Raw genomic sequence first — 25,844 nt, forward strand, 5'->3', positions numbered from 1 at the left:
CGCTAGGTCTGCTTCGCCGGCGTCAATGCGCCTTGCGCCCGCAGGCTCAAGTAGCAGAGGCCGGCGAGCGGGACCGGTGCCCAGAACTGGAGGAGTCGCCAGGAGAGTACGGCGAGGAGCGCGGCCTGGCCGTCGACGCCGAAGCCGATGAGTGACGAGACCGCGATGCCCTCGACGACGCCGATGCCGCCGGGGGTCAGCGGTACGACGGCGGCCAGGTTCGCGGCGCAGTACGCGATCAGCACCGCGATCGGGTGGACCCGCTCACCGTAGGCGGCGAGGAAGGTCCAGAGGACGGCGGCGTCGAGGAGCCAGTTCAGCGTTGCCCAGCTGAGGAACGCCTTGCGTACTTCGGGATCCGCGACGACATCGCGCAGCCGGCGCGCGACCGTCGAGATCCACGGCCGGACCCGCTGGGGGAGTCGGCCGAGGATGGCCCGCAGCAGCCGTGCGGCGAGGTGTTCGATGCTGGAAGCCCCGCGGTCGGCGAGGAAGGCGCAGACCAGCACGCCCAACCCGACCAGGAACATGATCAGGTACGCCGTGCTCGCCTCGCGCAGGAACACCGCCGGGATCGACGTCAGCCACGCAAGCAGGACCAGTGCGAGCGGGGAACCGATCGCCTCCGCGGTGACGGTCGCCGTCACGTTCGTGGGCTGCGCACCGCCCATGACGAGCAGCCGGAAGCGCAGCGCGGTCGCCGTTGCGGCACCGCCGGGTACGACGTGGCTCACGCCGTACCCGGTGAGGTCGGATCGCAGGATCCAGAAGAACGGGAGGTGGTCCTTGCCGAGGAGGGCGCGGCTGAAGAGCGAGTAGCAGACCAGGCTGGACGCTTCGAGCACCACGGCGAGGACGAGCCACGCTGGGTTGAGCTCCGAGACGCGGTGCAGCGACTCACGAGCGAGGGCGAGCTTCGGGAGTACGACGTACTCGACGACGGCGAACAGGATGACCAACGACACCGCGGACCACAACCGGCGGTACCAGGCCGGCCGGGTCCGGGTCTTGTCCTTCGACGGCACGGTCCCAGTGTGCCGGTGCCCTCACCGGCGCAGTTCACAGCACCCGGACTTCAGGTGATGGTGATGATCGTTCTGCCGCGTTCGGTGAAGGCCTCGGGGGCTTCGGCGAGTGGGCGGACGGTGGTGACGACGGGGACCAGCCGGCCTTCGCGAAGGCGGGCGGCGAGTTGGGTGAGTTGTTCGCGGTCGGGCTCCACGACGAAGAAGATCGCGCGGCCGCCGGTGGGGTGGACGGTCGGCGGATCGGGGATGGTGACGAGCGTGCCGCCGGCGCGTACCAGCGCGGTGGAGCGATCGCGGATCTCACCGCCGATCACGTCGAAGACGACGTCGACCTCGCCGGCATCCTCCAGGCGCTCGCTGTCCAGGTCGAGGAACTCGTGCACGCCCACCTGGGCGGCTGCCGCGCGGTCGGCGGCTCGGCCCGTGCCGATGATGTGGGCGCCGGTCTCGCGAGCTAGCTGCGCGACGATGGAACCGACGGCGCCGGCGACTCCGTGGACGAGGATGGATTGGCCCGTCTGCAGATGCGCGTGGTCGAACAGGCCCTGCCAAGCCGTCAGCCCGGAGATCGGTAGCGCGGCTGCCGCGACGTCGTCGACATCGGTCGGCAATGGGGCGAGGTTGCGAGCCTCGACAGCGACGTACTCGGCGAGCGTGCCGTTGCGGGTCCAATCCGCCAGCCCGAAGACCCGTTGGCCGACCGTGATCCCGGTCGTGCCGTAGCCGAGCTCGGCGACCACGCCCGAGAGTTCGTGGCCGGGAACCGTCGGCGTGCGGTCGCGTCCCGCACGGTCGGTCCACGTCCCCGGCCAGTCCAGCTCGCCGCGGGTGAAGCCGGCCGCGTGCACCTGCACGATGACGTCGTTCTCGGAGGCGTGCGGGTACGGCAGCTCGGTCAGCGACAGTCCGCCGACTCCGGCCGCGCGGTCCCCGGCTGTGATGGCACGCATGGATGGTCCTCTCCGGTGTGGTCGGTGGCCCACGTTCATCATGTCGGATTGGACCAACGATGGGGGCCTTTTCCGCCATACCGTCGAAGCATGATCACTACGTCTGACCTCGCGATTCCGGCCACGGCTGCCTCGTCGGCGGCGTTGGAGGTGGCCTCGAGCTACCTGACCCCCGCCTTGCTGAGCCACTCGCGACGCGTTTACCTCTGGGCGGCCGCTTTCGGCGAGCAGGAAGGCATTCAGTACGACGCTGAGCTGTTGTTCGCCGCCGCTATGTTCCACGACATCGCGCTGGCACCGGAGTTCGACAGCCACACCGTTTCGTTCGAGGAGGCCGGCGGCCATGTCGCCCGGGTCTTCGCCGCCGGAGCCGGCTGGCCGGGTGAGCGCCGCGAACGCCTCGGCGAGGTCATCGTCCAGCACATGGTGCCCGACACGGACGTGACCGTCGATCCCGAAGGTCATCTGATCTCGCGGGCGGCCGCGCTGGACATCGTCGGTAAGGACGTCGACGACGTGAGTCCCGCCTTCCGCGCCGAAGTACTCCGGGACTTCCCGAGGCTCGGGCTCACCGACGAGTTCCTCGCCTGCTTCCAGGCCCAGGCCGACCGGAAGCTCAACAGCTCCGCCGCGCGCGCCATCCGGTCCGGTCTGGCCGATCGGATCACCGTGAACCCACTCGACATCCAGTAGCTGGAGGATTCAATGGACCTCGGTCTCGCGCTGCCCACTGCCGGGCCGCAGACCTCGCCCGAGACGATCGTCAAGGTCGCGAAGGAGGCGGAACGCCTTGGCTACAACGCTTTGTGGACGTTCGAACGCCTGCTTCGGCCACTCGACAAGGTCGTGCTGTGGACGGGTGGTGAGCCCCAAATGCTGCCGGAGTTCTACGGCTCGACGTACGAACCGCTCGAGACCCTGAGCTACGTCGCCGCCGTGACCGAGCGGATCAAGCTCGGTACGGCGATCATGGTCGCGCCGCTGCACGTGCCGGTGATGCTGGCCCGCCGGTTCGCCACGCTGGACAGGTTCAGCGGCGGGCGGGTCATCGCCGGTCTGGGACAGGGCTGGCAGGAGAACGAATTCGAGACTGCGAACGTGTCGAGCAGCCGCAGAGGCACCCGTACGGAAGAACTCATCACGGCCATGCGCGCCGCGTGGGGACCGGACCCGGTCGAGCACGAAGGCGAGTTCTACCGGATCGCGCCGTCGCAGGTGAACCCGAAGCCGATCCAGGCGCGCATCCCGGTACTGCTGGCCGCGAACGCGCCGGCCGCCGTCAAACGCGCCGGGCGGATCGCGGACGGACTGATCCCGATCACCTCGTCGGCGCAGGAACTGCGGGGCATCGTGTCCACGCTCCACGCCGCCGCCCGGGAGGCGGGTCGTGATCCCGCGGACCTCATGGTGGTCAACCAGGCGCCCTGGCCGACCCCGATCACCCGCGACCCGATCGGCGACGGCCGCCCGTTCCTCGGCGGATCCCCGAAGCAGATCGCCGAGGACCTGCTCGCCGCCCGCGAGGCCGGTGCGACTCAGGTCTATCTCGCCGGCGGCCAGGGCCTCGGCCTCGACGAAGGCTTGCAGGCTTCCGACGTGGACGAATGGCTCGAGCTCCTCGGCGAGGTCATCGAGGCGGCGACGCACCTCGGCGCTGTTACGCCTTGAGCTCGGGCTTGGGTAGGAGGAAGTAGCCCAGGAGCATCCCGAGGAGGCAGGGGAGGCCGTGGTTGTCGCTGACGGCGGTGTCGACCACGGCCAGGACGGGGACGGCGTACGCCGCGATGCGCAGCTGTAGCGGCGGCGTGACGCCGTACCTGCTGGGAGCCATCAGGATCAGGATGGCCAGGCCGCCGATCAGGCCGGCGACGCACATCGAGTTGCCGGCGCCGACCGGGTTGAGCCAGAGGTAGCTCATCAGCTGCCCGAACCAGCCGCAGACGAAGTACAGGATCGCCCACCGCCAGCGACCGAACACGCGCTCGGCGATGGTGCCGAACACCGCGAGCAGGATCAGGTTCGAGACCAGGCCGGACGCCCAGCCGTCCTGGAAGAACATGCCCGTGAGCAGGCGGTACCACTGGCCGTTGTCGATGTGCGTCGGATCACGGACGACAGCGTCGTACAGCGGCCGATGCGCCAGTTGCGCGATCCCGCACCCGAGTGTCACGAGGAACACGGCCGCCGTCAGCAGGGGCCGGCGTGGTCCGAAAGCGAGCGCTGCGAGCGGGTTACGAGCCGCGGTATCAGTGGTCACACCGGAAACTTAACGTTTCGGGGCCGCCGTACCTGAGTCGTTTGTCACCCTGTGCTCGGTCATTTGTCACGACGAGGCCCTTGGTCCACCGGTTACCGTGTTTGGGTCGCGGGTACGGGGGTCAGGGTGTTTGTTGCGAAGCGGTACAGATTGGGTTCCTCTCTCGGCCGAGGCGGCATGGGAGAGGTTTTTCGCGGTACGGATGAGCAGCTGCGGCGCGAGGTCGCCGTCAAGTTGCTGCTGCGGTCCGACCGCGATCCACGCGCCGCCGAACGGTTCCACCGCGAGGCGCGTGCTGCCGCGCGCCTGAACGACGCCCATGTCGTCGCCGTGTACGACTTCGGTCAGCACGACGACGGGTTCTTCCTGGTGATGGAGCTGGTCGAGGGCGGATCGGTCGCCGACGAGCTCGAGGAGCACGGTCCGCTGCCGAAGGACCGCGCGATCGAGATCATCGAGCAGAGCGCCGCGGGTCTGGCCGCCGCGCATCGGGAAGACGTCGTCCACCGGGACGTGAAGCCGAGCAACCTGCTGATCTCGACCGACGGGACGATCAAGGTCGCCGACTTCGGCATCGCCCACCTTCCGGGAGAGGGTGCGAGCACGCTGACCGGGACCGGCCAGATCATCGGCAGCGCGCAGTACCTCGCGCCCGAGCGAGCGCAGGGCGGGCAGGCCGGCAAACCGGCCGATGTCTACGCGCTGGGTTGTGTGCTGTACCAACTCGTCACCGGCCGCCCGCCGTTCACGGGCGAACATCCGACCTCGATCCTCTACCAGCATGTCGACGCCGATCCGGCTCCGCCGAGCCTCGAACGGCCCGAGCTCGCAGGCGCGTTCGAGGCAGTTCTACTGCAGATGCTCGCCAAGGATCCGGCCGACCGTCCGACCGCGGCCGAGATCGAGGCCGGCGCCCTGAGTGCCAGTACGCCGGTCGCGGCCACCGCCCCGATCCCGGCCACTGCCGCCGTACCGCTCCCTGTCACCGAGCCCGTGAACACCCGCCCGCCGACGACACAGGCCCAGCGGGATCGGCGGATGACCTGGATAGCGGCCGGGATCGCCCTCCTCGCGACAGCCGGCGCCGTACTTGCCGTGGTCCTGCTCAACAACAACGGGACGACGCCACCCCCGACGACCGACGTCGGTCCACAACCGGGCGCGACCAGCAGTACGCCGACGTCGCAGCCGACCACCTCGTCGTCGACGACTGCCCCGAGCCAATCCGCGTCGAGTCAGCCGACCCAGTCCACGCCGACTCCGTCCACGTCGCCGTCACCGACCCCCACACCGAGCGCGACCCCGACCACCACGCCCTCGACCAGCCCGACACCTTCCCAATCGCCGCCGTCGAGCACGCCGACGCCGAGCGCTCCCAGCCGGAGTACGCCGTCAACCTCGTCCTCGCCGACGCCGTCCAACACCCCGTCGAGCGCACCGCCGTCGAACACTCCTTCGCCAAGCGCCGCCGGCTTGTGAGCTAGAGGCGTACGACGTACTTCCCGGCACCTCGGCCTTCGGCCAGGGCTTGTTGCGCGTCGGCTGCCGCTGCGAGTCCGTTGATCGTGGTGAATTCGAGCGTGAGCTGTCCGTCGGCGACGAGCTCGAGTACCTCGCGCAACGCGTTGCCGATGATCTCGGGTGCACGGATCGACATGGCGCTCATGCTGAACCCGCCGATCGATGCATTGCCCGCGAACAGCCGTCCGGGTGGCAGGTTCTCCAGCGGTGCGCCGCCCGCGTTCCCGAAGAGGACGACTCGACCACCCGCGGCGAGCATGTCGAGGTCGGACTCCACCTGCTCTGTGCCCTGGGAATCGAGGATCACGTCGACGCCGCGGCCGCCCGTGAGGTCGCGGACGCGCCCGGCCAGATCAGTCCCGCGGGTCAGTACGACGTCGTACCCGCTCTTCTCCGCCGCGGCCACGCGCGTGGGACTACCGACGATTCCGATCAGCGTCTTCGCGCCGCCGCGTCGGGCCCAGGCCGCGACCGCCTGCCCGACGCCACCCGCTGCGGACTGCATGAGGAGCGTGTCACCGGCGCGCAGCCGCCCGGACTGCTGGACCAGTAGCGCCGCGGTCGTAAAGGTGCCGGGGGCAACGGCTGCCTGCTCGAACGACACACCGTCGGGGATCGGGACCGCCAGCTCGGCACGGACCCGGACGACGTCGGCCAGCCCGCCGGACCGGGTGAACGCGGCAACCGGCGTACCGACGGCTGGTCCCGCGACGCCGGCGCCGAGCTCTCGCACCGTGCCGGCTGCCTCCAGGCCCGGGACGAACGGCCAGGAGCTCGCGTACGCCGGATCGCCGCGACGTGCCATCACGTCGATGAAGTTGATCCCGGCGGCCTTCACGTCGATGGTCAGCTCGCCCGGTCCAGGCGCCGGCGCGGCGACCTCGGTGACGCGGGTGGAGCTGGTGTCGGGAGCCGGCTGTTCGAAGGTCAGGGCATCCATGCTGCGATCCTCTCAATGTTCGTCAGACATCGAACATCTTTGCACGCTGCCGGCCGAGCAAGTTCTCGCTACCCTCGGAAGGTGGGGCAGCGGGTCGGGTACTGCGTAGCGCCGGATGCGGTGCGGCTGGCGTATGCGGTCCATGGGAGCGGGCCGCCGATCGTCAGAGTCATCACCTGGATGAGCCATCTGGAGTTCGACTGGGAGAGCCCGGTCTGGCGGCACTGGCTCGATGCGCTCGGGGACGGTCACACCCTCATCCGGTACGACGAACGCGGCTGCGGGCTCTCGGATCATGAGGTCGACGAGATCTCGCTCGAGGCCTGGGTCGCGGACCTCGAGACCGTGGTCGAGGCCTCGGGTGTCGACCGGTTCGCGCTGCTCGGGATCTCGACCGGGGTGGCGGTCGCGGTCGCGTACGCGGCGCGTCATCCCGAGCGGCTCACCCATCTCGTCCTGTACGGCGGGTACGCCCGCGGCCGGAACCTGCGCGGCGCGGAGGAACGCAGACTGCAGGACGCGCTGGTCGCCGCGATCGCTGCCGGCTGGACCAACCCCGACCCCACGTTCCGGCACCTGTTCAGCATGCTGTTCCTCCCGGCGGGCACGCCCGAGCAGATGGGCTGGTACGACGACCTGCAGCGTCACACGACGTCGGCGGCGACCGCGGTCCGCCTGTACAACGCGCGCGGTCCGCTCAACGTGGTCGACCTCGCGGCGCAGGTGAAGACGAAGACACTCGTCGTACACGCCGCCGGCGACCGAGTCGTGCCGCTGGACGAGGGGCGGTTGCTCGCCACCCTGATACCCGATGCGCGGCTGGTCCAGCTGGACTCGGCGAACCACATCCTGCTGTCGGACGAGCCCGCGTGGACCAAGTTCGTCTCCGAGCTGCGCGCCTTCCTGGACACGAAGAACGTGACCGCCCGGCCCGGAATCGAGGAGCTCAGCCCGCGGGAGCTGGACGTCCTCGAGCTCGTCTCGGCCGGACTGACGAACGAGGCGATCGCCGAGCGGCTGAGCCTCAGCGTCCGCACCGTGGAGCGTCATCTGACGAACACGTACGCCAAGCTGAACGTGTCCGGCAAGGCGGGACGCGCGGCCGCGGCGGCCAGATACTCCGAGGTGCGGCGTTCCTGATCGCTGCGTGTTGACCGCCAGAAAGCCTGCTCTGCAATGCGTGCTGGCTCCGATGCCGGCAACTCCTCCTGCCGCCTACCTTCACGAAATAGGCACAGTTCTCAGGAGGCATGCGATGGAGCACATGGTCATTTCGGACAAGCCGGTTCTCGCGGAGCCGACAGCGACGTACGACGTACGCGGCGGGGGAGGTGTCCGGCTGCACGCCGGCGAGTGGGGCAACCGCGCAGGACGTCCGGTTCTGTTCATTCACGGCTGGTCGGCCAGCCACGTCTGCTGGGGGCGCCAGCTCGGCGGCCGGCTCGCCGACGACTTTCGGCTGGTGGCGTTCGACAATCGCGGGCACGGCATGTCGGAGAAGCCGTTGGGCGCCGACAGCTATCGCGACCCGCAGTTGTGGGCCGACGACCTGGCAGCCGTCATCGATCAGTTGGGCCTCGACCGGCCGGTGCTCGTGGCCTGGTCGTACGGCGGGTTCATCGTCTCCGACTACATCCGTGCGTACGGCGAGGACCGGATCGGCGCCATCAACCTGGTCGGTGCGGCCGTGATGATGAAGCCGCCGACGTTCGACAACATCGGACCCGGCTTCCTCGGGAACGCGCCGCAGGCCAGCCAGCCCGACCTCGCCACGAACATCGCCGCCATCCGGCACTTCCTCGACGTCTGCACGGCCGAACCACTCGATCCCGACGACTGGACCGCGGCCCTGGCCTGGAACATGGTCGTTCCGCCCGAGGTCCGGGGCGCGTTGATCTCGCGCGAGATCGACAGCGACGACGTCCTGACGAGGCTGTCGGTCCCGGTGCTGGTGACCCACGGCCGCTCGGACACCATCGTGCTGCCCTCGATGGCCGAACACGTCCTCGACGTCTGCAAGACCGCCAGGCCGTCCTGGTACGACGGCATCGGCCACGTCCCGTTCGTCGAGGCCCAACCCCGCTTCGACCGCGAACTCGCCGATCTCGCCGCGGAGCTCGTCTAGGACAGTTATCGCACTAATGGTTAGTGGTGATGCGCTAGCCTGGGCGGAACGACGTTCTGATGGAGGTCTCGTTGAAAGACTTCGGCGATATCGATCCGCTGGAGCTGGAGAACCAGGTGTGCTTCGCGCTGGCCGTGGCCTCGCGCACGGTGATCGCGGTGTACCGGCCGCTGCTCGAGCCGATGGGGCTGACGCACCCGCAGTACCTGGTGATGCTGGCGTTGTGGCAGCACGCTCCGCTGTCGGTCAAGGAGCTCAGCAAGCTGCTGCAGTTGGAGCCTGCGACCCTGTCCCCGCTGCTCAAGCGGCTGGAGGCGAGCGGGTACGTCGAGCGACCGCGCGCACGCACCGACGAGCGGTCGCTCGCGGTCACGCTGACGCCGGCGGGCTGGCGGCTGCGCAACGAGGCCGAGAAGATCCCCGCGGCGATCGTCAGCCGGCTGGGCATGGAGGTGTCCGAGCTCCAGCATCTCCACCAGGAGTTGACCAAGGTGATCGCGGCCGCGAAAGAGGCCAACGCCACATAGTTTGTGCACTAATCGTTCGTGTACGATGGTAGACGTGAAGCGCCGCAGAACACCGAAACCCATGAAGATCGAGACCGTTCAGCGTTGGGTCGCCTCGGTCATCCTGTTCCACGTCGGCAGCGTCCCCGCGATCACACTGGCCGTCTACAGCATCGGTGTCGCCGAGAAGGAGTACGGACGAGGCGTCGGTCTGTGGCTGATGTCCGGCGTGATCGGAGTCCTCACCGCGGCCGGCATCCTCGCCATCTTCCAGCGCTCGCTGAAATCCGTCTGGCTGATCGTCGGCCTCCTGCCGACCGTCGTCACCGGCTTCTATATCCTCTGAGGCTGATGGCCGGCGCACCGTTCTCCCGCGACGCGATCAGCGCAGCCTTGGGCGTGCCGCTGAGCGACGTCCGCGTGCTCGACACCTTCGCTGCTTCGGCGGCCGAGGTCGCCCGGGTGGGGGTGCGTACTTCGGACGGCTCCGCGACCGTCATCGCGAAACATGCGACAGGTGACGGGCTTGCGGCCGCTCGGCGCGAGATCCGGTTCTACGAGCAGCTTGCGCCGCGCTGGAATCACCCGGCGCCGCGCCTGCTCGGTGCCACGGACGACGGCGACTCGATCCTCCTGCTGACCGAGGACCTGGACGCCTCGGGCTATCACGTCGTCGGCACGGACGTGTCCGAAGCCCAGCTGCACGGCGCGATCGACGTACTGGCCGCCTTCCATCGTGAGTTCTGGGACGACGTGCCGACTGTCGAGCTCGAGCCGTCGGTCACCAGTACGGCGCAGGCCTGGCCGCCCGAGGTGATCACGCGGAGCGCGGCGGCCGTCCGCGCGGAGGCGAAGCTGTTCTTCGATGCGGCACCCGAACTCGGGGATCGCTCAACCCTCGTTGAGATCGTCGACGGTTGGGAGAGCCAGTTCCTTCGGAGGGTCGGCGACGGCCGCGCGCTCACCCTGATCCACGGCGACTTCCACTTCCTCGGCAACGTGTTCTTCACCGGAGCGGATCCGCGCCCGAAGGTGATCGACTGGTCCGAACTCAAGCCAGGCCTCGGCCCCCACGACCTCGCCTACAGCCTGGCCGTGATCCCCGCAGCCGATCGCCTCGCCCTGCTCCGCCGCTACTGGGAGGCCCTGGCGATCGACGACTACAGCAGGGACCTGTGCGAGTGGGACTTCCGCTTCTCGGTCATCAGCAACCTCTTCCAGTCCATCTTCCAACACAGCACCCACTGGTACCGCGTTTCCCTCGCCGCCATCGACTCCGTCAACGCCCGCTCAACCTTGACCACCCACTCCTTTGATCAGCTGTAGGAATGCGGGATCATCGCGGATCGGGTCGAGATCGGGGTCGGTTGTTGCGGTGGTGCGGAACTCCTCCGACATCGTGACAGCCTGGCGGAGATGGGCGAGCGCGTCGTCGGTGCGGCCGCTCTGACTCTCGCAGCAGGCGAGGTTGAAGAACAGCATCGGGTACTGCGGGGAGTCCTCGACCACTGTACGGAGCCGGTCGGCGACCTCGTCGTACCTGCCTGCTTCGTAGAGCGGGAAGAGCGGTGCCCAGAGCTCCCAGCCGCGGGCGTCGTAGGCCTGGCCCGGTGTGCCTTCCAGCGCGATGATCGTCGTACCTGCCTGCTTGGCGGTGGCCTTGCGCTTGGTCCGGGGAGGCGCGAAAACGAGGGTTCCGGTCGGTGCGTCAACCTGGTCGCCGTCGATCTCGAACTCGGCGTGGCCCTGCAGGACGAGGAAGAGCTCCTGGTCAGCGGTCGGATCGCCCTCGTCGTGCTCGTTGATGACCGGGTCGCCCGCGGCATGCCCGGTCCAGGCGGTCACACCGAACGCCGAGACGCCCAGCTGGTGCCGGATCGGCCGGTAGTGGCAGCCGGCGTCGTCGAATTCTTCGATCGCGTCCAGATGAGTCACGCGGTAGGCAGCCATGGGTTCGTCCGTCCCTTCGTGAGCTACGGATGCGGCCAGCGTAGGAGCTATTGCGGACGTTCTGCGTCCGTTTGAGCTCGGGCTCTGGAACGAGTCCGGTTGATGGGGTGTCCTGGGAGGTGGGGATTCGGGACGAGCCGTGGAGTTGAGCGTGGTCACGAACGAGATTGTCGTGGGGGCGGATGCCGCGTGGCGGCGGGCCGGGGCGGTCGACTGGGCGCTGCAGGAGGCGGTGCTGCGGCGGATGCCGCTGCGGGCGGTGCATCTCGTGGACGAGAGACGGCGACATGCGGATGTGGCGCCGGTGACGATCGACGGGCAGGTGATCATCCCGGACCCGGTCCCTGGGGTCGACCAGCGGGTCCTCGATGAGCTCTCGTCGTACGTCGCGGCGGCCGATCCCGAGCTGGATCTGGGGACCGACGTGCTTGTGGGCACTCCGAGTCGGCGCTTGGCCGAGCTGAGTGGAGAGGTTGAGCTGACGGTGGTCGGCCGGCGCGGCGCGGGCAAGTTCGCACGGTTGTTGATCGGGACGACATCCGAGTACGTCGCGTACCACGGTCAGGGGCCGGTAATCGTCGTACCGGCCGGGTGGCAAGCACGCGCGCAGGCTCCGATTGTCGTGGGCGTGGACGCACACGAGCAGAACGACGCCGCGCTGGACTTCGCGTTCGAGATGGCGGAGCTGCACCACGCGCCGTTGCGGATGGTCCATGCCGGCGAAACGATGGACGGTCTCGTCGACGAGAGGCAGGCCAAGCACCCCGACATCCACGTGGAACGGAGACTGGTCGAAGGGCACCCCGTCGAGGCCCTGCTCGACGCCGCCGAGTCGCCCGCCGCCCAACTCCTCGTCATCGGCGGCCACCACCACCGGGCGTCCACGTTGATGCTCGGCTCCGTCGCGCGCGGCGTACTCCACCACGCAACCACCCCGGTCGCAGTCGTCCACGAACGCAGCTGATCGCGATGGTCCAATCGAGTACGCCGTACCTCGTGGTCGAGACCGGATCGCACGAGGGGCAACGGATCGACCTCACCGGTGCGCGCCTGACGGTCGGCCGGCTGCCGGACTGCGACGTGCAGTTCGAGGACCCGTACCTGAGCCGCACGCACGCGGCACTGTGGCAGCGGGCCGGTGCGGACTACGTCGAGGATCTCGGCTCGGCCGGCGGCACCTTCGTGAACGGGGAGGCCGTCACGATGCCGCGCCGGCTGTACCCGGGCGACCGGGTCAGACTGGCCGACCTGCAACTTCGCTACAGCGCAGGCGAGGCAGCGCCGACCGCGGTCCGGTACGACATCGGCGATCAGCGGGCACAAACGATCAACAACGTCGGGCGGGACCAGTACGTCCAGCACGTCATCCAGCAGCGGGAGAACTTCTTCCGTGAGATCGCTGCGACCAGGACGAAGGCCCGCGGGCTGATCTGGGTCGGGGTGCTGGTGTTCGTGGTCGGACTCGGCATCGCCGTCGTCGGTTGGTACAAGTACTTCGGTCAGATCATGAACTTCTCGTCCGCCTCGATGCCCACGATGGACGACTTCAGCGGCTTCCTGGTCTTCGCGGTCGGCGGTCTGGTGAACCTGGTCGGCGTACTGCTGATCATCGCCGGGATCGTGCTGCACATTGTCGCCACCGCCCGTCGCCGCCGGGTCGATCGGGACCTACCGCCACCCCAGCTGATGAGATGAATCGCGATGACTTTCAACATCGGTAACCAGAACGCCGCCAACATCAACAACGTCGGCCGCGATCAGCACATCACCGGCGGGCAGACCGGCATGGTGGTCACGCCGGAGCAGGCCTGGCAGGCGTACGCCGAACTGCGGGCCGGCGTCCGGGCGACCCGGCTCGACCCGGCAACGTCCGTTGCGGCGGAGAAGGAACTCGGCGACGTCGAGTCCGGACTGCGCCAGCCGGAGCCGGACCGCGCCCGGATCGCACCACGGCTCGAGCGTCTGACCCGCATCCTCCTCGCCGCGGGCTCACTGGCCTCGGCCGGCTCGGCGCTCGTCGCGCCGATCCGCATCCTCGCGCAGTTCCTCGGAGCCCTCGGGGCGCCGATCCTCGGTCTTCTGCCGATCCTGGCCTGAGCACTACAAGACTGTTGCAGCCAGGCATGTCTGCCTTGACATCGAAGGTGCGCGTGCTGCTATGGAACCATGAGCGACACTCAGGCCGAGGGTGAGAAGAAGCGGGGCTGGCGGCCCTCACCCAAACAGATCGGCGCCGCCGTCGTCATGGTGCTGGCAGTGGTCTTCGCCCTGCAGAACCAGGACGAAACCAACATCACCCTGTTCTTCTGGAACATCAGGTCGCCTTTGTGGCTCACCATGCTCATCCTGCTGATCCTCGGCGTCGGCGCCGGCTGGCTGGTCCAGAAACGTCGCGACTGACCTGTCAGGCCTTGATGAGGGCGTCGGTCAGTGCATCGATGGCGGACAGCCCGGCTGCGGTCGCAGGGCTGAGGTTGTGGCGGTCGGCGATGCTCTCGGGGGAGTAGTAGCTGACCCGGGTCACTCCCGCGTCGTCCCAGATCAGGACCTTCAGCGGAAGGTCCAGACCGGCCAGCGGTGCGGCCGCCATCACCGGAGTACCGGCCGCCGGGTTACCGAAGATGATCAGCACGGTGTCGCGGAGTGACAGTCCGGCGGTCTGAGCTGCGGCCGCCTGATCGATGATCGCGAACACCATCACACCCTTGGCATCGAGAAGCCCCCGGAATCGCGCCGCCACCTCAGCCACGGAGCCTGCGGCCGTCTTTGTCACCGCGCCGTCCGGGGATGTCTCAGTCGTCGTCATATTCGTATTCTTCCTCGCCCGGGCTGAGGTAACGTCCGAGCTATGTCCACCGAACATCCCAGGTATGGGTTACTGGGGCGGCACGCAGAGTGCCGGCAGGTGGATCAGCTGCTGAACAACCTGCGATCCGGTCAGAGTCAGGTCCTGGTCGTGCGCGGCGAGCCCGGCATCGGAAAGTCGGCGTTGCTGGGGTACGCGCTCCGCACCGCGTCGGGTTTCCGGCTGGCCCGAGCGGCCGGCGTGGAGTACGAGACAGAGCTCGCCTATGCGGGTCTGCATCAGCTCTGTGCGCCCATGCTTCCGTTGAAGGCGCGACTGCCCGAGCCCCAACGGGATGCACTCGACGCGGCCTTCGGGCTGAGCGCGCACGGACCGGCGGACCGCTTCGTCGTCGGGCTCGCCGTACTCGCTCTCCTCGCCGAGGCCGCGGAAGAACAGCCGCTGCTGTGCGTGATCGACGACGCTCAGTGGCTGGACACGGAATCGCTGGTGACGATCGCGTTCGTTGCGCGCCGGTTGCTGGCGGAGTCGGTCGGGCTGGTCTTCGCCGTACGTCAGCCGAGTCAGGTGCGGGAGCTGGCCGGGCTGCCCGAGCTGGTGCTCGGCGGACTCAGGCACAACGACGCCCGCGCGCTCCTCGACGCGGCCTGGCCCGGACGCCTCGACGAGCAGGTCCGGGATCGGGTCATCGCCGAGTCGCGCGGCAATCCGCTCGCGATCCTCGAGCTTCCTCGGGTCCTGAATCCGGCAGAGCTTGCGGGCGGCTATCAACTCGCGGACGCGGCGCCGCTCGCGACGCAGATCGAGCAGAGCTTCCTGCGACAGTTCGAGGCCCTTCCGGCCGACACCCGACAGCTTGTGCTCACGGCGGCGGCCGAGCCGATGGGAGACGTCGCACTGCTGTGGCGGTCGGCGACTCTGCTGGGCCTCGGATCCGATGCCGCCGCGGCTGCGCAGCAGGAGGGACTGATCGATCTCCGCGCCCATGTCCGGTTCCGTCATCCGTTGGTGCGCTCAGCGATCTACCGGTCCGCGTCCGCAACGGACCGGCTTGCTGTGCACAACGCGCTGGCCAGCGCGATCGACGCCGTACTCGAACCCGATCGGCACGCGTGGCATCGCGGCCAGGCGACGTTGTGGCCGGACGAGTCCGTGGCCGATCAGCTCGAGCAGTCCGCCGTACGGGCCGAGGCTCGTGGCGGCATCGCCGCTGCTGCTGCGTTTCTCGAGCGAGCTGCCGAGCTGACCCCGGACCCGCGCCGTCGTGGCCGGCGAACTCTTGCCGCCGCGCGGGCGAAGTTCGAGTCAGGTGCGCTCGACGCCGCGACCGCGCTGCTGGCTTTGGCAGCGGGTTGCCCGATGGACGATCTCGGTCGCGCGATGGTCGCTCGACTCCAGGCGCAGATCGTGTTCGTGCTCAATCGTGGCGCCAGTGCGCCGGCCCCGTTGCTCGCCGCGGCCGACCTGCTCGCTCCGCTCGACGTCGAGACGGCGCGCGACACCTACCTGGAGGCGCTAGGCGCCACGATCTACGCCGGTCGCCTGCACGGCCCGGTCGGCTCGCGTGAGGTAGCCGTTGCTGCGCGGACCGCTCTGTCGGCCGGGACCGACTTACGTCCGACTGATCTTCTTCTCGACGGGCTGGCGACCCGGTTCACGGACGGCTATGTGGCCGGCGTCGCGCCGCTGCGGCAGGCCCTGGATGCCTTCGCCGGCGCCGACGAGAACGTCGTACTGCGGTGGTTCTGGCTGCCCTGGCTGGTTGCGGGCGATCTGTGGGACGACCGGAAATGGCACGACCTGGCCTCGCAGGCGGTCCGGTTGTGCCGCGAGTCCGGTGCGCTTTCGCTGCTCCCGCTCGCACTTGGTTACCGCGCAGTCGTCCATCTGCACAGCGGCGAGTTCGCGGCGGCGTCGGCATTGATGGAGGAGGGCAACGCGATCTCCACGGCGACGGGTGGCGCGGCCGTGAACTACCCGCCGATGTTGCTGGCCGCATGGCGCGGCGTTGCTCCGCTGGAGTTTGCCGACCGCTTCCGTGCTGATGTCGAGGACACGACCGAGCGCGGCGAGGCCCGATGGATCGGTGGCATGGGCTACGTGAGCGCCATCCTGCACAACGCTCTCGGGCGGTACGACGTCGCGCTGTCGGCGGCCCGGAAGGCCTGCGAGTTCGACGACCTGGGCCTCTGCGGCTTCGCCCAGGTCGAACTGGTCGAGGCCGCCTGGCGAAGCGGCGCGCGGGAGGAGGCTGCCGCTGCCGTGCGACAGGTCCGGGAACGAACCACCGCCGCCGGGACCAACTGGGCGCTCGGCGTGCAGGCCTGGTCGCGCGCACTCCTGAGCGACGACCCCGAAGCCCTCTACCGGGAGGCGATCGAGCGCCTCGAGCAGACTCGCATCACCGTCCACCTAGGACGCGCACGCCTCCTGTACGGCGAATGGTTGCGCCGCGACGCCCGACGCAAGGACGCTCGCCTGCAGCTCCAGGCCGCACACGACCTCTTCACCCAGATCGGAGCCGAGGCGTACGCCGAACGCGCCCGCCGGGAGGTGCTCGCCGCCGGTGGCTCGGCCCGCAGCCGCACCGAGCACAGCCGCCTACTCACCAGCCAGGAATCCCAGATCGCCCGGCTCGCCCGGGACGGCCTCTCCAACCCCGAAATCGGAGCCGAGCTCTACATCAGCCGCCACACCGTCGACTGGCACCTGCGGAAGATCTACCTGAAGCTCGACATCACGTCCCGCAAACAACTGGGCCACCTACCCTTGAGCCGCCTCGAATCCGCTTAGTCCTGGACCGTGATCGTGATCGGCTCCCCGCCGGTGAGATCGAGGTCGAGGATGTGATTGCCGTACTGGACACTGTGCGGGCCGGACTGCGCCGGGTGGATGGTGGCGTGGGCGAGGCGGCCGTCTGTCCAGGTGATGTCGACGGTGAGGCCGGCGCGGGCCCGGAGGCCGTGGACAGAGCCGTTCGGCCAGCTGGTCGGGAGGGCCGGGAGTAGCTCGAGTTCGGTGGGATCGGATTGGACGAGGAGCTCGGCCACCGCGGCGGTGCCGCCTGCGTTGCCGTCGAACGAGTAGATGTTCTGGGCGGCTCCGGCGACGCCGCCGACCGAGTAGCTCAGCAGGTTGGCCTCGCTGGCGTCGGCCACCAGGCTGATGAGGTGGACGAGCGCCTGGTCGCCTTGCAGGAGGCGGGCGTAGAACAGGGCGAAGTTGGCCTCGACCCATTCGGTCTGCTCCCAGCCGTCCGCGCTCTGCCGGCGCTCGATCGTGACCTCGGCGGCGCGGGCGAGCTCCGGAGTACTGCGCGGCGTGATCTGCCGTTCGGGGTACAGCGCGCACAGGTGCGAGGTATGCCGATGAGCCGGATCAGCCTCCTCGAAGTCGTGCAGCCACTCCATCAGCTGGCCGTGGCGGCCGACGCGGTACGGCGACATCCGCGCGAGAGCCGCCGTGATCCGCTGCTGCAGCTCGGCGTCGACGCCCAGCACCTCCGCGGCGGCACTGCAGTCGCGCAGAATCGCAGTGGCGAAGACGGTGTCCACAGTGTTGCCCATGGCAACCGAGCAGCGGGATCCGTCGGGGGCGACGTACCAGTTCTCAGGTGATTCGGAGGGGCCGCCGACGAGGTTGCCGGTGGCCGGGTCCTCGGTGAAGTACGCGAGCTGGAAGAGCGCGGCGTCCCGCAGTACGGGATAGGCGACGTCCCGCAGGAAGGCGACGTCGCCGCCGTACTCGTAGTGTTCCCAGAGGTGGGTGGCGAGCCAGGCGCCGCCGGTGACGTTGAGGCCCCAGCCCAGCGCGGTGCCCGGTGCGGAGTAGCCCCAGGCGTCGGTGACCGTGTGCGCGACCCAGCCGGGGGTGTCGTACATCTGCGTCGCGGTCGAACGGCCGCTGGCAGCGAGTCGCTCGACGAAGCTGAAGAGGGGAGTGTGGCACTCGGCGAGGTTGGTGGATTCGGCGGCCCAGTAGTTCTGCTGGGTGTTGATGTCGAGGTGGAAGTCGTTGCTCCACGAGGCGCTGCTCGCCAGACCGTCGTTCCACAAGCCCTGCAGTGCCAGCGGAAGCGGCGAGTCGGCGCGCGACCCGGCCACGGTGAGATAGCGGCCGTACTGGAAGTACAGCGCCAGCAGCCCGTCGTCCCGCTCTCCCGCAGCCAGCCCTTCCCGCCGCCGATCCGTCGGTACGTCGTCCCGCTCGCCGCCCAGGTCCAGCGACACCCGCCGCATCAGACCCGAGTGGTCGTCCACATGCGCGGCGCGGACCTCGTCGTACCCATCCTCGACCGCCGCAACCAACAGCTCCGACACCTGCCGCACGGGATCGGCGCCGTCCCAGTCGGTGCCAACGGCAACGAACAGTACGGCGGAGTCCGCGCCGACGACCTCACACCTGCCCTCGGTGAGCGTCGTCGTCCCGCCGCTCGCCTCGACGTGCCCGCGGACCTCGACCAGAGCTCCCGTCGAGCCGTCGCTGTGCAACGACTCGACGGCCTTGCCGCTGAACGCGATCCCGGTGCCGGTCGTCCCCGGGAACACCGATCCGTCGAGCCCCGCCGTGAAGCTGATCGCTCCGGGCCGGCTCGCCGTCAGCTGTACGGCGATGACGCCGTGCGGATGCGACGCGAGGACCTCCCGGGTGAAACGGACCTCGTCGACCTCGTAGCTGACCGACGCCAACCCCGTGTCGAGGTCGAGCGCTCGCCGGTAGTTGGTCAACCACCCGTGGTCGAAGGTCAGGGACAAGTAGGGAAGCGGCAGGTTCGTGCCGAAGGAGGCCCGGGTGCCCAGCAGGTGCTCGCCTGCCAACTGCTGGGCCTGGGCGTACTCACCCGCGAAGAGCAACTTCCGGACGTTCGGCAGTTGCTCCCGGGCGGTCGGGCTCAGGTCCGCCGTCCACGGCGAGGGTCCGCCGGACCACACCGTCGACTCGGACAGGTCGATCCGCTCGGCCGGTGCCCCGCCGTACACCATGCCGCCGAGGCGGCCGTTGCCGACGGGTAGTGCCTCGAACCAGCGCTCGCCGGGCCGGTCGTACCACAGCGTGCCGGCGGGGACGACCTGGGAACGCGGCCCGGCCGCGGGTGATGCGATCAGCATGGGTTGTCTACTTGCCTTCCGCGAGCATCGTGCGGCTCTGGTCCTGCATCTTTGGGAAGATGCTCTCATCTGCCTTGTTGGTGAAGTATGCCTCGAACTGCGGCGTCATCGCGTTGGTCAGGGCAGCGCCGTTGTTGTAGACCGGGCACGGGACGAGCTCGCCGCTGGCCAGGTAGTTGTTGAACACCGAGAAGTCCGTGCCCTTCGCGGTCTGCTGGTCGGTGAGGGCCTTCATCGACGCCGCGATCGACGGGAAGAACGACGCGTTGTACTTCGACGCCGTGGTCTGGCACTCCTCGCTCTCCTGGTACGAGACCCACTTCCAGGTCTGATCCGGGTGCTTCGAGCCGGCCCAGAGGTTGTTGCCGTTGGCATTGGTCATCAGCGCCCGCTTGCCGTCGGCGCCGGCCGGCAGTGGCGCCGTACCGACCTTGGTGCCCTTCAGCCCGGCGTACGTCGCGGCCTCCCAGGTGCCGCCGACGACCATCGCGACCTTCCCGGACCCGACCTGCTGGCTGTTCGCGGTGGTGAACTGGTTGAGCTTCGGCGTGAAGCCGTCGTTGGCGAGCGTGCGGACGAGCTTGACCGACTGCACGACCTTCGGGTCGTTGTAGTTGAAGACCGTCGCCCACTGCGACTTGTCCGGGATGTTGATGCCGTCGTTCGGCAGCAGCCAGCCCCACGCGTTCTGGCCGAACGGGTCGCCGGTGGACTCGAGGTTGCCGAGGCCGTAGGTCTTGACGGTCGCCGGGTTGAAGCCCGCCTGGTCACCACGCTTACCGGCGGCATCGACCGTCAGGTGCTTGATCATCTTCCAGAACGTGCCGCCGTCGCCGGAGGTCCAGTTGAGGGCGGCAACGTCCTTGTCGGTGTAGCCGGCCTTCGCGAGCAGGTCCTTGTTGTAGTACAAAGCCCCGGTGGCCCAGTCCATCGGCAGCGCGTACTGCTTGCCGTCCTTGTACTTCCAGCCCTCGGTCCCGATCGCGTACTTCCCGAGGTCGACGTTGTCCTTCTTGAGGTAGTCGTCGAGCGCGAGCAGTTGCCCCTGCCCGGCGTACGACTGCAGGAACGTCACGCTGTTCATGAACGCGTCCGGCGCGTCGCCGGAGACGAAGCCGGAGGTCAGCTTGGTGAAGTAGTCGCTGACGTTGTAGTTGGTGATCTTCACCTTGATGTCCGGGTTGGCCTTCTCGAACGCCGGGACGCATTGCTGGTAGGCGATCGCCTGGTCGGGCGACCAGGTCCACCAGTTGACGGTGGTGCTGCCGCTCGCGTCGCCGGAGTCGCCGCCGTTCGAGCAGCCGGCGACGGCGGTGAGTACGGCGGCGGTGAGCGTGATGACCTTGGTGAGGCGTGAGGTTTTCACCGTTTCCCCTTTCGGAAGGTGATGAGGCCGGCTACCGGAGTCCGGTGAAGCCGATCGAGTCGACGATGCGCCGGCCGAAGAGCGTGAAGAGTGCGAGCATCGGGAACGCGGCGACGAGGGTGGCCGCCATCAGGCCGGCGAAGTCCGGCTGGGTCTGCGGTGAGGCCTGCTGGAAGACGCCGAGGGCAACGGTCAGCGGCCGGACGTCGGAGTTGCCGGCGATCATCAGCGGCCAGAAGTAGTCGTTCCAGGCGTTGATGAAGGTCAGCAGGGCGAGGGTGGTGATCGGCCCCTGGCTCATCGGGACCGTGATCCGGAACAGCAACCGGAACCGGCCGAGGCCGTCGATCAGCGCGGCGTCCTCGATCTCGGTCGGCAGCCCGAGCATGAACTGGCGCAGGAAGAAGATGCTGAACGCGGAGAACAGCGCGCCGGGCAGGATCAGACCGGCGAAGGTGTTGGTCAGGCCGAGGTCGTGGATCAGCACGAAGTTCGGCAGCAGGGTCATGATGCCGGGGATCATCAGCGCGCTGAGGAAGACGCCGAAGACCACGTCCCGGCCCCGCCAGCGCAACCGCGAGAACGCGTACGCCGCGAGCAGGGAGCAGAACACCACCAGGACGGTGAGTGCCGTGGCGTAGATGACCGAGTTCCGCAGGTACAGGCCGAGTTGGATGGTGGCGCCGGATCCGCCCTCGGCGACCGCCTGCTCACGGCTGGCGAGTCCGAGCACCCGCTCGAACGGGCCGAGCGTGACGTCGACCGGCAGCAGTGACGACGGGTGGTCGAGCAGCGCGAAGTTGTTGGACAGCGCCGTACGGACGATCCAGTAGAAGGGGAAGAGCGTGACGAGCAGGAACAGAACCAGGTAGATCCAGGCAACGGTCCGGCCGAGGGATAGCTTCACGGTGGGCGCCTCAGTTCGTGTCGGACTCGTTGGCGCGCAGCAGCCGCAACTGCACGAAGGTGATCGCCAGCAGCAGGACGAACAGCGCCATCGACATGGTCAGCGCGTAGCCGAAGTCGAACTCGCTGAACCCCTTGGCGTAGATGTAGAGCGGCAGCACCTTCGACGCGTCGGCCGGCCCGCCTTTCGTGGTGACGGCCACGAGGTCGAAGACCTGGAACGAGCTGATCACGGTCAGTACGGCGACCATCGCCATGATCGGCCGCAGCAGCGGCAGCGTCAGGTACCGGAACATCCGCGGCTCACTGGCGCCGTCGATCCGGCCGGCCTCGTAGATCTGCGGCGCGATCGTCTGCAGCCCGGCGAAGATCAGGATCGCGTTGTAGCCCATCGATTTCCAGACGCCGATGAACGCCAGCGTCGGGATCACCCAGCCCTGCGATCCGAGGAACAGGATCTCGTGACCGGTGATCGCCTTGACCACGACGTTGACGATGCCGAGCCCGGGATCGAGCATCCACTGCCAGATCAGCGCGGCGACGACGCCGGACACCAGGAACGGCAGCAGCACGAGACCGCGGATCACCGCCGAGCGGGTCAGCCGGTGCATGATCACCGCGGTCGCCAGCGACACGGCGAGACCGATGACGACGGACAGTACGACGTACTCCGCGGTGACTGCGAGCGACTTCCAGAACACGGCGTCGGTCAGCAATCGCCGGTAATTGTCCAGACCGGTCCAGGTCGGCGGCGTCAGGATGCGGAATCTCGTGAAGCTCAGGTAAATGCCACGTAATACCGGTACGGCGGCAAACGTGATGAAACCGGCGGCGGCCGGGAGAATGAGCACGAGGGCGAGTTTCCAGTCGGACCGATGGGCCGGTCCGGCGGCTCGTTGTGCGCGCAGGCGTGCGCCGGCGGCGACTGTCACCACAATGGGCTCCTTCGCGGAACAAATGCGGCGAGTCGCGGTTCGGAATGATCACCTGCGAATGCGGCGCGACTCGCGGAATTAACCTTGCCGACATTCAGTCATGGCGGCCCGCGGAGGTGCAACGACGCATCCCGGATCGGAAGTATTCGTCCGGCGAATAGGACCCTAGTCCGGGATCGGCAGCGTGCCGGCCGGCCGGTCCGCCGCCAGTACGAGGTCGACGAACGCCTGCGTGGCGCGGCTCAGCGGCCGTTCCGCGTGCCACCACAGGCCGACGTCGCGGTACAGGTGATGGCTGCTCACCTCGCGGACCTCGAGCCCGTCGGTACGCACCATCGCGGCCGCGAGACTGTTGACCAGCCCGATGCCGTGACCGGCCCGCACCATCGCCGCGAGCGTCGTCGGCTGGTGCGAGACGATCCCCGCGGCGGGCACGATCCGGCTGGCCTGCATGGCGGACCAGGCCTCGTAGCCGAGGCTGGGATCGCCGAGCGGATCGCCGATCGTGATCACCGGATGCGCCGCGACATCGTCGAGGCCGATCGAGTCGTGGTCCAGGACGGGATGCCCGGGTGGCGCCAGGACGACAAACGGTTCGCGCCAGATACCGCGGTGGATCAGGGCATGGTCGGCGGGCTCAGGACGGAGCGGACGCAGTGCGACGGCGGCGCGGCGGTCCGACAACCAGTCGTCGATCACCTGGACGTCCCCGTCGAGTACGGCGATCTCCAGCAGCGGGTTCGCCGTACGCAACTGCATCAGCAGGTCCGGCAGGAACTCCGAGCTGGCGCTGGCGAAACTGGCGACGGCCAACTTGCCGGTGAACGAGCCCGCCGTCGAGCGCATGTCGGAGACGGTGTCGTCCATCGCGGTGACGATCAGCCGGGCCCGGGGGAGCAGCCGTTGCCCGTCGTCGGTCAGGGTCAGCGGCCGCATCCGGCGCTCGATCAGCACGCAGTCCAGCGCCCGCTCGAGACTGGCCACGCGGGCCGAGACCCGCGGCTGGGACAGATGCATCCGGGCCGCCGCGCGGGCGAATCCGCCGGAGTCGACGACCTCGATCCAGGTCCGGAGCCAGGACAATTCGACGTCCATCGCGGCTGCCTCCTTCCGCAGCTCGGCCGCTTTTCTCCGGACGCTACCAGTCGGCCGCCGCGGGTCCGCGGCGATCGGTATTCGTCGTACGAAAGGTGTGTATTCGTACATCGTCGTTGTTCCGGGCCGGTCCGGCGTGCCTGAATGGCAGGGCCGAATCAGCCTGGAACGGAAGGGCCCGCGAGTGGAACTCGAGATGCCGCAGGAGGCGCTGGGGCTGTTGTCGCCGGCGCGGCACGATCTTCGACCGGGCGACGAGGGCAATGTGATCGTCTCGGTCGAGACGTACGCGCTCGCCGTACCGCTCGCACAACCGCTGGCCGACTCGACCGCGGCGCTCACGTCGTGGACCGTCCCGGTGGTCGAGATCCGGACCGCCGACGGTCGCGTCGGCACCGGCATCTCCGGGGTCCACACCGGTTCGGAGATGTTGTGCCACGTCGTCGACCGGTACTACGCACCCGCGCTCGTCGGCGCATCGTCGGAGGACATCCTCGGGACCTGGAAACGCCTGTACTGGTTGCCGACGCACTGGATCGGCCGCGCCGGCGTCGTGCACATGGCGCTGTCGATGGTCGATATCGCGCTCTGGGACCTGGCCGCGCAGCGTGCCGGGGTGCCGTTGTGGCGGCTGCTCGGCGGTTCCGCCGACCCGATCGAGACGTACAACACCGACGGCGGTTGGCTGAACCTGAGTGTCGCCGAGGTCGTGCGCGACCTCGGTTCGCTGATTGACCGCGGCTGGCGCAGGGTGAAGATCAAGGTCGGTACGCCGGACTGGCGCGAGGACGCGTCCCGGGTCCGCGCCGTACGGAAGGCGGTCGGATCCGATATCACCGTGATGGCAGACGCCAACCAGCGTTGGGATCTCGCCACCGCGCAGCGGATGCTCCCGGTGCTCGCCGAGGCGGGGATGGACTGGATCGAGGAACCGGTGCATGCCGACGACCTCAGCGCTCATCGCCGTCTGCAGGCCGTCGGGACGGTCGACGTCGCCGCGGGGGAGAGCCTGTACTCGTACCACGCGTTCACCGGCCTGATCGAGGCCGACGCCGTCCGCGTGGTCCAGCCTGACGTGACCCGGCTGGCCGGCGTGACCGAGTGGTTGCAAGTCGCTCAGCATGCGGGAGCACGTGGGCTGCGGCTGGTCCCGCATGCCGGCGACATGATGCAGGTGCATCAGCATCTCGCCGGCGTCGTACTGAGTGAGAGTCCGCCGTTGCTGGAGTTCATTCCGTGGACGCAGGACGTGTTCGAGTCGCGCAGTGTGGTGAACGACGGGTTCGCCGAGCGGCCGCAGACGCCGGGTGCGTCGACCGCGGTACGCAAGGAGGCGCGGGAGAAATGGCAGTTGCGCGGTGTCGGCGGCAGGACCTCCGATGACTGAGGTACAGGTCGGCCGTACGGACCTGTTCGTGCCGCGGATCGGACTCGGAACCGCTGCCCTGGGCAACTTTCAGCAGGCGATCAGCGACTCTGACGCGATCACGGTGGTGGATCGCGCGCTCGACAGCCGGATCCGCTACCTGGACACGGCTCCGCTGTACGGGCACGGCCTCGCCGAGCAGCGGGTCGGTCGCGCGGTGGCGAAGGTCGACCGGGACCGGCTGGTGATCTCGACCAAGGTCGGTCGGCTGCTCCGCGCGGACGCGCCGCGCGACGAGACGCAGTACCACGACGGCGTGCCGTTCTACCTCGACGTACCGCCGGTCGGCCCGGTGTGGGACTACAGCTACGACGGCATCCGGCGTTCGGTCGAGGAGAGTCTGGAGCGGACCGGGCTCGATCGGTTCGACGTACTGCTCATGCACGACCCCGACGATCACCTCAGCGAGGCGGCCACGACCGGGTACGCCGCGCTGCGCGATCTGCGTGCGGCCGGGCTGGTGCGTGCGATCGGTGCGGGCATGAACCACTCGGCGCCGCTCGCCGCGCTGGTTCGCGCGTGCGACCTCGACGTGGTCCTGCTCGCCGGCCGGTACACACTGCTCGACCAGTCGTCGCTAGCCGACCTGATGCCGGCCTGCGAGGAGCGTGAGGTCTCGGTCGTGATCGGCGGCGTGTTCAACAGCGGCATCCTGGTCGATCCGTTGCCCGGGGCATCGTTCGACTATGTCCCGGCGCGCGACGAGGTCGTCGCGAAGGCGGTCGCGATCCGGGACCTCTGCCGGAAGTACGACGTACCGCTGGCCGCGGCCGCGCTGCAGTTCCCGCTCGCACATCCGCGGGTCAGCACCGTGCTCATCGGTGCGCGGACCGTCAACGAACTCGACGCCGACCTGACGCTGCTCGACGTCGAGATCCCGCGCGCGTTGTGGACCGACCTACGGAACGCCGGCCTGATCGACTGA

General features: G+C 68.6%; 26 protein-coding genes. 15 read left to right on the forward strand and 11 right to left on the reverse strand.

Annotation, left to right across the window (positions count from 1 at the left end; translation table 11 throughout):
* Positions 1 to 2: 2 nt before the first annotated feature.
* Entirely contained in the window at positions 3 to 1,025 is a 1,023-nt protein-coding gene (locus tag ACFWUU_RS11685) for a YbhN family protein (protein WP_137257192.1), read from the reverse strand.
* A gap of 50 nt (positions 1,026 to 1,075) precedes the next feature.
* Positions 1,076 to 1,978, reverse strand: a complete 903-nt coding sequence (locus tag ACFWUU_RS11690; RefSeq protein ID WP_380174909.1) for an NADP-dependent oxidoreductase — start codon at positions 1,976 to 1,978, stop codon at positions 1,076 to 1,078.
* Positions 1,979 to 2,068: 90 nt separating this feature from the next.
* On the opposite strand from ACFWUU_RS11690, the gene ACFWUU_RS11695 reads away from it, so the two are divergent.
* Together ACFWUU_RS11695 and ACFWUU_RS11700 are read left to right on the forward strand one after the other, a co-directional pair.
* Positions 2,069 to 2,671, forward strand: a complete 603-nt coding sequence (locus ACFWUU_RS11695) for an HD domain-containing protein (RefSeq protein WP_380174911.1) — start codon at positions 2,069 to 2,071, stop codon at positions 2,669 to 2,671.
* A 12-nt stretch (positions 2,672 to 2,683) separates the two neighbouring features.
* Complete coding sequence (locus tag ACFWUU_RS11700) at positions 2,684 to 3,646, forward strand: TIGR03619 family F420-dependent LLM class oxidoreductase (protein ID WP_380174912.1); 963 nt, start codon at positions 2,684 to 2,686, stop codon at positions 3,644 to 3,646.
* Here the strand turns inward: ACFWUU_RS11700 and ACFWUU_RS11705 are convergent.
* Positions 3,636 to 4,235 carry a rhomboid family intramembrane serine protease gene (locus tag ACFWUU_RS11705; protein ID WP_380174914.1) on the reverse strand — a complete coding sequence of 200 codons (600 nt, stop codon included), beginning with the start codon at positions 4,233 to 4,235 and terminating at the stop codon, positions 3,636 to 3,638. The genes ACFWUU_RS11700 and ACFWUU_RS11705 overlap by 11 nt on opposite strands.
* Before the next feature lie 126 nt (positions 4,236 to 4,361).
* Here ACFWUU_RS11705 and ACFWUU_RS11710 point away from each other — a divergent pair, with 126 nt between their 5' ends.
* Complete coding sequence (locus ACFWUU_RS11710; protein WP_380174916.1) at positions 4,362 to 5,714, forward strand: serine/threonine-protein kinase; 1,353 nt, start codon at positions 4,362 to 4,364, stop codon at positions 5,712 to 5,714.
* A 1-nt stretch (position 5,715) separates the two neighbouring features.
* On the opposite strand, the gene ACFWUU_RS11715 is transcribed toward ACFWUU_RS11710, so the two are convergent.
* Positions 5,716 to 6,696, reverse strand: coding sequence for a zinc-binding alcohol dehydrogenase family protein (locus ACFWUU_RS11715; protein WP_380174918.1), 981 nt, complete (start codon positions 6,694 to 6,696; stop codon positions 5,716 to 5,718).
* 81 nt (positions 6,697 to 6,777) lie between these two features.
* Here ACFWUU_RS11715 and ACFWUU_RS11720 point away from each other — a divergent pair, with 81 nt between their 5' ends.
* The 5 genes from ACFWUU_RS11720 (at position 6,778) to ACFWUU_RS11740 (ending at position 10,653) form a co-directional block, all read left to right on the forward strand.
* Complete coding sequence (locus ACFWUU_RS11720; protein ID WP_380174920.1) at positions 6,778 to 7,836, forward strand: alpha/beta fold hydrolase; 1,059 nt, start codon at positions 6,778 to 6,780, stop codon at positions 7,834 to 7,836.
* 115 nt (positions 7,837 to 7,951) lie between these two features.
* Positions 7,952 to 8,821: an alpha/beta fold hydrolase gene (locus ACFWUU_RS11725; RefSeq protein WP_202877871.1), complete on the forward strand. Its 870-nt coding sequence runs from the start codon at positions 7,952 to 7,954 to the stop codon at positions 8,819 to 8,821.
* A 59-nt stretch (positions 8,822 to 8,880) separates the two neighbouring features.
* Positions 8,881 to 9,348 carry a MarR family winged helix-turn-helix transcriptional regulator gene (locus ACFWUU_RS11730; protein WP_137257185.1) on the forward strand — a complete coding sequence of 156 codons (468 nt, stop codon included), beginning with the start codon at positions 8,881 to 8,883 and terminating at the stop codon, positions 9,346 to 9,348.
* Between the two features lie 34 nt (positions 9,349 to 9,382).
* Complete coding sequence (locus tag ACFWUU_RS11735) at positions 9,383 to 9,673, forward strand: hypothetical protein (RefSeq protein ID WP_380174922.1); 291 nt, start codon at positions 9,383 to 9,385, stop codon at positions 9,671 to 9,673.
* A 5-nt stretch (positions 9,674 to 9,678) separates the two neighbouring features.
* Positions 9,679 to 10,653 (forward strand): aminoglycoside phosphotransferase family protein, encoded by a 975-nt coding sequence (locus tag ACFWUU_RS11740; RefSeq protein WP_380174924.1) that lies wholly within the window; start codon positions 9,679 to 9,681, stop codon positions 10,651 to 10,653.
* Here ACFWUU_RS11740 and ACFWUU_RS11745 read toward each other — a convergent pair.
* The gene (locus ACFWUU_RS11745; RefSeq protein ID WP_380174925.1) at positions 10,618 to 11,277 is read right to left on the reverse strand and encodes a TPR end-of-group domain-containing protein; all 660 of its coding nucleotides are present in this window, start codon (positions 11,275 to 11,277) and stop codon (positions 10,618 to 10,620) included. The two genes, ACFWUU_RS11740 and ACFWUU_RS11745, sit on opposite strands and share 36 nt — an antisense overlap.
* A gap of 151 nt (positions 11,278 to 11,428) precedes the next feature.
* On the opposite strand from ACFWUU_RS11745, the gene ACFWUU_RS11750 reads away from it, so the two are divergent.
* The 4 genes from ACFWUU_RS11750 to ACFWUU_RS11765 all read left to right on the forward strand — a co-directional run bounded on the left by ACFWUU_RS11750 (position 11,429) and on the right by ACFWUU_RS11765 (position 13,677).
* The gene (locus ACFWUU_RS11750; RefSeq protein WP_380174927.1) at positions 11,429 to 12,241 is read left to right on the forward strand and encodes a universal stress protein; all 813 of its coding nucleotides are present in this window, start codon (positions 11,429 to 11,431) and stop codon (positions 12,239 to 12,241) included.
* 5 nt (positions 12,242 to 12,246) lie between these two features.
* Positions 12,247 to 12,972: an FHA domain-containing protein gene (locus tag ACFWUU_RS11755; protein WP_380174929.1), complete on the forward strand. Its 726-nt coding sequence runs from the start codon at positions 12,247 to 12,249 to the stop codon at positions 12,970 to 12,972.
* Positions 12,973 to 12,978: 6 nt separating this feature from the next.
* The gene (locus ACFWUU_RS11760; protein WP_380174930.1) at positions 12,979 to 13,374 is read left to right on the forward strand and encodes a hypothetical protein; all 396 of its coding nucleotides are present in this window, start codon (positions 12,979 to 12,981) and stop codon (positions 13,372 to 13,374) included.
* A 69-nt stretch (positions 13,375 to 13,443) separates the two neighbouring features.
* Complete coding sequence (locus ACFWUU_RS11765; protein WP_137257178.1) at positions 13,444 to 13,677, forward strand: LapA family protein; 234 nt, start codon at positions 13,444 to 13,446, stop codon at positions 13,675 to 13,677.
* Between the two features lie 4 nt (positions 13,678 to 13,681).
* Here the strand turns inward: ACFWUU_RS11765 and ACFWUU_RS11770 are convergent, their stop codons facing one another.
* Entirely contained in the window at positions 13,682 to 14,083 is a 402-nt protein-coding gene (locus tag ACFWUU_RS11770) for a DUF302 domain-containing protein (protein ID WP_380174932.1), read from the reverse strand.
* Between the two features lie 42 nt (positions 14,084 to 14,125).
* Between ACFWUU_RS11770 and ACFWUU_RS11775 the strand changes: the two genes are divergently transcribed.
* Positions 14,126 to 16,876: an AAA family ATPase gene (locus ACFWUU_RS11775; RefSeq protein ID WP_380174934.1), complete on the forward strand. Its 2,751-nt coding sequence runs from the start codon at positions 14,126 to 14,128 to the stop codon at positions 16,874 to 16,876.
* Here the strand turns inward: ACFWUU_RS11775 and ACFWUU_RS11780 are convergent.
* The 5 genes from ACFWUU_RS11780 to ACFWUU_RS11800 form a co-directional block, all read right to left on the reverse strand.
* Entirely contained in the window at positions 16,873 to 19,191 is a 2,319-nt protein-coding gene (locus tag ACFWUU_RS11780) for a glycoside hydrolase N-terminal domain-containing protein (RefSeq protein ID WP_380174935.1), read from the reverse strand. The genes ACFWUU_RS11775 and ACFWUU_RS11780 overlap by 4 nt on opposite strands.
* A gap of 7 nt (positions 19,192 to 19,198) precedes the next feature.
* Positions 19,199 to 20,557 carry an ABC transporter substrate-binding protein gene (locus tag ACFWUU_RS11785; RefSeq protein WP_380174937.1) on the reverse strand — a complete coding sequence of 453 codons (1,359 nt, stop codon included), beginning with the start codon at positions 20,555 to 20,557 and terminating at the stop codon, positions 19,199 to 19,201.
* 31 nt (positions 20,558 to 20,588) lie between these two features.
* Positions 20,589 to 21,464, reverse strand: a complete 876-nt coding sequence (locus ACFWUU_RS11790; RefSeq protein WP_380174939.1) for a carbohydrate ABC transporter permease — start codon at positions 21,462 to 21,464, stop codon at positions 20,589 to 20,591.
* A 10-nt stretch (positions 21,465 to 21,474) separates the two neighbouring features.
* Positions 21,475 to 22,398, reverse strand: a complete 924-nt coding sequence (locus ACFWUU_RS11795; RefSeq protein WP_233714969.1) for a carbohydrate ABC transporter permease — start codon at positions 22,396 to 22,398, stop codon at positions 21,475 to 21,477.
* A 165-nt stretch (positions 22,399 to 22,563) separates the two neighbouring features.
* Positions 22,564 to 23,493: a LysR family transcriptional regulator gene (locus ACFWUU_RS11800; RefSeq protein WP_137257173.1), complete on the reverse strand. Its 930-nt coding sequence runs from the start codon at positions 23,491 to 23,493 to the stop codon at positions 22,564 to 22,566.
* Positions 23,494 to 23,677: 184 nt separating this feature from the next.
* Here ACFWUU_RS11800 and ACFWUU_RS11805 point away from each other — a divergent pair, with 184 nt between their 5' ends.
* Together ACFWUU_RS11805 and ACFWUU_RS11810 are read left to right on the forward strand one after the other, a co-directional pair.
* A complete protein-coding gene (locus tag ACFWUU_RS11805) occupies positions 23,678 to 24,880 on the forward strand; it encodes a mandelate racemase/muconate lactonizing enzyme family protein (protein ID WP_380174941.1) in 1,203 nt (400 codons plus the stop codon).
* Positions 24,873 to 25,844 carry an aldo/keto reductase gene (locus ACFWUU_RS11810; protein ID WP_380174943.1) on the forward strand — a complete coding sequence of 324 codons (972 nt, stop codon included), beginning with the start codon at positions 24,873 to 24,875 and terminating at the stop codon, positions 25,842 to 25,844. The genes ACFWUU_RS11805 and ACFWUU_RS11810 overlap by 8 nt, the downstream gene beginning before the upstream one ends.

It is taken from the genome of Kribbella sp. NPDC058693 (assembly GCF_042715335.1).
In the GTDB taxonomy this organism is placed as follows: domain Bacteria; phylum Actinomycetota; class Actinomycetes; order Propionibacteriales; family Kribbellaceae; genus Kribbella; species Kribbella jiaozuonensis.